At 67.7% G+C, this 4,993-nt stretch carries 5 protein-coding genes; 3 read left to right on the top strand and 2 right to left on the bottom strand.

Annotation, left to right across the window (positions count from 1 at the left end; genetic code table 11):
• Positions 1-1,248 (top strand): MMPL family transporter (locus tag K8V11_RS04355; protein ID WP_303911172.1); only part of this gene is annotated, 1,248 nt, incomplete at its 5' end.
• Positions 1,245-3,365 carry a YhgE/Pip domain-containing protein gene (locus K8V11_RS04350; protein WP_303911171.1) on the top strand — a complete coding sequence of 707 codons (2,121 nt, stop codon included), beginning with the start codon at positions 1,245-1,247 and terminating at the stop codon, positions 3,363-3,365. The genes K8V11_RS04355 and K8V11_RS04350, both read left to right, overlap by 4 nt.
• A gap of 194 nt (positions 3,366-3,559) precedes the next feature.
• On the opposite strand, the gene K8V11_RS04345 is transcribed toward K8V11_RS04350, so the two are convergent.
• Complete coding sequence (locus tag K8V11_RS04345; RefSeq protein WP_303911170.1) at positions 3,560-4,354, bottom strand: SurA N-terminal domain-containing protein; 795 nt, start codon at positions 4,352-4,354, stop codon at positions 3,560-3,562.
• Between the two features lie 180 nt (positions 4,355-4,534).
• Here K8V11_RS04345 and K8V11_RS04340 point away from each other — a divergent pair, with 180 nt between their 5' ends.
• Positions 4,535-4,723, top strand: a complete 189-nt coding sequence (locus K8V11_RS04340; protein ID WP_303911169.1) for a hypothetical protein — start codon at positions 4,535-4,537, stop codon at positions 4,721-4,723.
• 56 nt (positions 4,724-4,779) lie between these two features.
• Here the strand turns inward: K8V11_RS04340 and K8V11_RS04335 are convergent.
• The coding region (locus K8V11_RS04335; protein ID WP_303911168.1) for a dihydroxy-acid dehydratase at positions 4,780-4,993 on the bottom strand (214 nt) is incomplete at its 5' end.

The following is a 4,993-nucleotide window of genomic DNA, read 5'->3' as shown; positions in this document are numbered from 1 at the left end:
ACCGACCTCGTTCATGAGCTGCGCGATGAGCGCGAGCGCATCGAGTCCGACTATCCGGTCTCAGACTTGCGGGTCACCGGGATCACCGCCGTGCAGGCCGACGTCTCCGAGCAGCTCAGCGCGTCGATCCTGCCGTTCGGTATCTTCGTCGTCGGTCTTTCCATCGTCTTGTTGATCATGGTGTTCCGCTCGATCATCGTGCCCATCAAGGCCGCGCTCGGGTACGTCCTGTCTCTCGCGGCGGGCCTCGGAATCACTTCGCTCGTCTTCGTCCACGGGGTCGGCGCGGACACTCTCGGCGTCGCCCGCACGGGCAGCGTCGTCAGCTTCATGCCGATCATCCTCATGGCCGTGCTCTTCGGCCTCGCCATGGATTACGAGGTATTCCTCGTCTCCCGCATCGCAGAGGCGCGGCACCGTCTGGGCGACGCGCGCGAGGCGATCCGTTCCGGGTTCGCCAGCTCCGCGCCCGTTGTCGCCGTGGCGGCGCTCATCATGGTCGGCGTCTTCATCGCGTTTGTCCCCGAGGACGACGCGACGATCAAACCCATCGCCCTCGCCCTCACCGTGGGTGTCGCCGTCGATGCGTTTATCGTGCGCATGACGATGGTCCCCGCTGTGCTCCAACTCCTCGGCGAACGCGCCTGGGGCCTCCCGCCCGCGCTCGAGCGCGGATTGCCGTCCTTCGACGTCGAGGGGATCGGCCTGCAGCACCAGTTGTCCCTCGAAGATTGGGGCGCGGACGCGGTTGTCGCAGTGCGGGATCTTTCGCTGGATGACGGCGGGGGCGCGCAGCTCGCCGGCCTCCACGAATTCCACGCCGAAGCCAGCGAGCTGGCAGTAATTTCAGGAGGCACGCCGGACGTTCGACGCGCGGTGATCATGGCACTCGCGGGGCGCCTCACCTCGTTCGGCGGTGACGTGAAATCCGCCAGATACGTCCTCCCCAACCAGGCGTGGCAGGCCCGTCGCCGGCTGCCGCTCATCGCGCGCGAGAACGCCGGCGAGCTCCGCGCCGTGCTCGAGGTGCGCCCACCGCTGCTCTTCATCGACGACCTCCCGGCCGTCCTGGCCGCCGCCGACGTGCCCGATTCGGACATCGCCGCCGCCCTCGCCGACGGGGTCTGCGTCGTCACCACGGCGGAAGACGAGAACGCACTGAGCGCGCTGGCCGTGCCCCCGCCGGCGGCCACCGGCCACATCACCCAGCACGACCTCCCGCAACGCGAAGGATCGCTAGTCCGATGAGCACGAACAACAAGCGAACGACCGGTCGCCCGAGCACCGAGCGCCCGGGTCTGCGCACGTGGATTGGTGTCGCCCTGCTTCTCCTGCCCACCGTGCTGCTCGCGGCGCTGCTCGTCGCGACCGGCAACCCCGGGGCGCAGGCGGCCAAGGTTTCCGCGGCGGTGGTCAACGAGGACGAGCCTGTGACGATCGACGGTCAACTCATGCCGCTCGGTCGGCAGTTGACCGCCGAACTCCTCCACCCGAAGGACGAAGACGCGAACATCGACTGGGTGCTCACCAACGCCGACGACGCGGCCGAAGGGCTGGCTGGCGGCGACTACGGCACGGTCGTCACGATCGGCAAGGAATTCTCCGCAGACGCCACATCCGTCGCCGCTACGGATCCGGCCACCGTGCGGAAAGCCACCATCGACGTCACTACCGCGCCTGACTCGCCGGTGGCGGACTCAGCCGTCACGGAAACTCTCCTGGACGCCGCCCGCGCCTCGCTCTCGGGCACGGTCACCGAAAGCTTCCTCGACAACATCTTCCTCAGCTTCAACGACATGCACGATCAGCTGGGCCAGGCCGCCGACGGGTCCGCGGCGCTCGCCGACGGCACGAACCAACTTCGCGACGGCACGCGCCAGGCGAAAACGGGAACCGGGCAACTCGCCGAAGGCCTGCCGCTGCTCGCCGGGGGCGCCGGCGAACTCGCCGGAGGTGCACGCGAGCTCGACTCGGGCGCCGGGGACCTCGGCTCGGGACTCACCACGCTTTATGACGGCGCCGGAAGCCTGTCGCAGGGACTGGGGGAGCTCTCGCGGCAGACGGCGGAGCTGCCCGCGCAGACCAGGGCGCTCGCCGATGGGTCCTCGCAGGTAGCCGAAGGGACGCAACAGCTCGCGGACCTCGCGGCCCCGCTATCCGCGACAGCCGGAGGGCACCTTGACGCGATCGGCGACTTCTCGCCGGCGGCGGCCGAGCTCAAGGAACTGGCCGATTCGTGCACAGGCTCCGCGGTATGCGGACAACTGCAGGACCTTGCCGAGCGAATTAGCGGAGAAGCTGCGAGCGCGGACGAACAGAAGCGTATGGCCGGCGAGTCGATCTCCACCCTGGCGGGGGATATCAATCGGCTCAACGACGGGGCGCATCAGGTGGCCGATGGCAACGCTCGGCTCGCCGACGCCTCCACCCAGCTTGTCGGCGGCATCGGCGCAGCGCGCGATGGCTCGAACGAACTGACCGCAGGGCTCGGCACGGCGAAAGACGGGGCCACACAACTGTCCGCGGGGGCAGGTCAGCTGTCCGGCGGGGCAACGGAATTGAGCGACCGCTCGCGCGAGGCCGCCGACGGTGCGCGGCAACTCGACGATGGAATGGTCGCGCTCACCGACGGTTCTTCTGGCGCCGCCGATGGGGCGCGAGAACTCGCCGACGGCCTCGGGGAGGCGCGCGGACAGGTCCCCACGTTCTCCGATGAGGGCAGAAAGGCGCTGGCCAAGACTGCGGCCGACCCCATCCTCATGGCCGGCGGCGGGAAGGGCTATACACTCCCGCTTGCCGTTTTACTCGCCGCGCTGATTCTGTGGTGCGCCGCCACCGCGACCTCCGCGTACCTACGGCCGATCCCGGACGACGCGATGATGTCGGGAGAGACGACGGGTCGATTGTTGCTGCGCAATCTGCCGGTGCGCGCCGTCAACGCCGTAATCCATTCGGTGGTGGTGACAATCGCGCTTGTCATGGCGACGGGAGCCGGACTCGCCTCCGCGCCGTCGGTGTTCGGCTGCGCGCTCCTGACAATGGCCGTCTTCACAACCATCGCCCATGTGTTGCGAGCGTTGTGGCCGAGAGCAGGAGTCATCGTGATGCTCGGCGGGGCCGTCATAGCCGGAGTCGCCGGGGCGACCTCCTCCGGCCCGGGTTTCGTCCACTCGCTTGGCGATTTGTTGCCGCTGCGTCCCGCCGCCGACGCGCTTCGATTGGCGGTGGATGGCAGCGCCGGCGGCGCCGCACACGCCGCGATACCGCTGCTGGTCTGGCTCGTCGCCGCGATGCTCGCGCTGTGGGTCGTCACCGAGCGCTCCCGATCGACGAGCGCCGAGAAATTCCTTCGCGCTCCGGTGTGAGACCTGCGCATCGGCAACAATGGCGGTAGCGCTGCAGCGAATACGATGCTCGCGAGCCGGTACTCGTGGTGCTCGGCCACGTAACGCGCGACCTCGGCGCCGCCCCCGGTATCGAAAAACGTTGCTACGGAAGGGGTTGTCGATCCCGTGTGACGGCTGAGCCGGAATCCGCGCGAGCCGAGGCCGCCTGTACCTCAGATATTGATCTTGACGTCGGCGCCCTTGCGCAGCTCGTCGGCCTTCTTCTGCATGGCCTCGGCCAACTTCTGGTTGATGACCTGGTCCTGGAGCTGCGGGCGAACCTGCTCCATCGGCGGCAGCTGCTGAGCTTGCCCGCCCTGGCCGCTCATCTGCTGCTGTTGCTGGACCTGCTGGTAGGACTGCTGCAGCTCCTCCTCCGAGGCGGTGAACTCGCCGTTCTCGGATTCGAGGAGTTTCTTGATCAGTGCCTGGGACTTGACCTCGTCGAGCACGCGCTTTTCGTCGAGACCCTGCTCCTTATTCGCCGCCATGAAGTCGTCGCGGCTCATCTGATTGGTCTCGGCCAGCTTGGTGAGCTCCTTTTCGGCCTCGTCATCGGAGACCGAGATGCCCTGCTTCTCGGCGTCCTGCGCGAGAAGCTCGTTGTCGACGAGCCCGTCGACGGTCGCGGACTTGAGCTGGTCCTGATCGACCTCCTGGCCCGACATCTGCGACTGCATCGCCATCTGCTGGAACTGGCTCTCGTAGACGACCGTGAAATCGTCCTTCGAGATCTTCTCGCCATTGACCTCCGCCACGACATTCGGGACGCCTTCGAGGTCCGGCTTCGGTTCGCCGGACTTCCCGGCCGCGTCGGCCCCGCCGGCGTCGCCTTGTTCGCTACTCGCCGCGGCCTGCTCCTCGGGTGGAGGGGTTCCCTCGCCGTCGTCGCCGGACGCGCCGCAGCCGGAAATGACGAAGGCCGTTCCGGCTACCGCGGCGATGAGCCGCTTCTTGCTACCAAGCACACAATCTCCTCATCGTGGGTGACTGGGGCGCCACCCTACACACGTGAGTTAAATGCGCAATGAGAGAAAGCGCCGGCCAGGCGCAGCGAGATGTTAACGATCGTGCCGTCCGCCACGATCTACAGGTGTAGCGCGGCGACGTGGCGCGTGAACACACACCCAGACGGAAGGCGATACGCAATGTTCATGGACCTCTTCGACGGCCCGGTAAGCGGACCGCTCAATGACCTGGCATTGGGAAGCGCCGGCGGCTCGGCCGCCGGCGCACAAGCACTCGGCAGCTCGGAACAGAACTCCGGCATCATCGGCGCAGTCGGGCTCATGCCCGGCTGGATCGTCGCGGCACTCGCGCACAATCTCGGCCTCTAAGAGCCGCAGATCTACGTTTCCGCCCCGGGCCTCGTCAGGCCCGGGGTGGCGCGCATTCAGCGGCAGATCGCGCCCTCGGACGCCGGCTGCACGAGTTTCGAATACTTCGCGAGCACGCCGCGGGTGTACCTCGGGGGCAGCGGCTCCCAGCCCTCGCCGCGCGCAGCGATCTCGGCGTCATCCACCAGCAGATCGAGCGTGCCGTTTCCGACGTCGAGACGAATCCGGTCGCCGTCGCGCACGAACGCGATCGGCCCGCCGTCGACCGCC

This window comes from Dietzia timorensis (assembly GCF_020742175.1).
Taxonomy (GTDB): Bacteria; Actinomycetota; Actinomycetes; order Mycobacteriales; family Mycobacteriaceae; genus Dietzia; species Dietzia timorensis_A.
This window is presented reverse-complemented; position numbering and strand designations above follow the sequence as displayed.

Excerpts from the sequence above, each read along its gene's own strand:
- K8V11_RS04340 (WP_303911169.1), top strand. The coding sequence starts at position 4,535 with ATGTTCATGGACCTCTTCGACGGCCCGGTAAGCGGACCGCTCAATGAC.
- K8V11_RS04350 (WP_303911171.1), top strand. The coding sequence starts at position 1,245 with ATGAGCACGAACAACAAGCGAACGACCGGTCGCCCGAGCACCGAGCGC.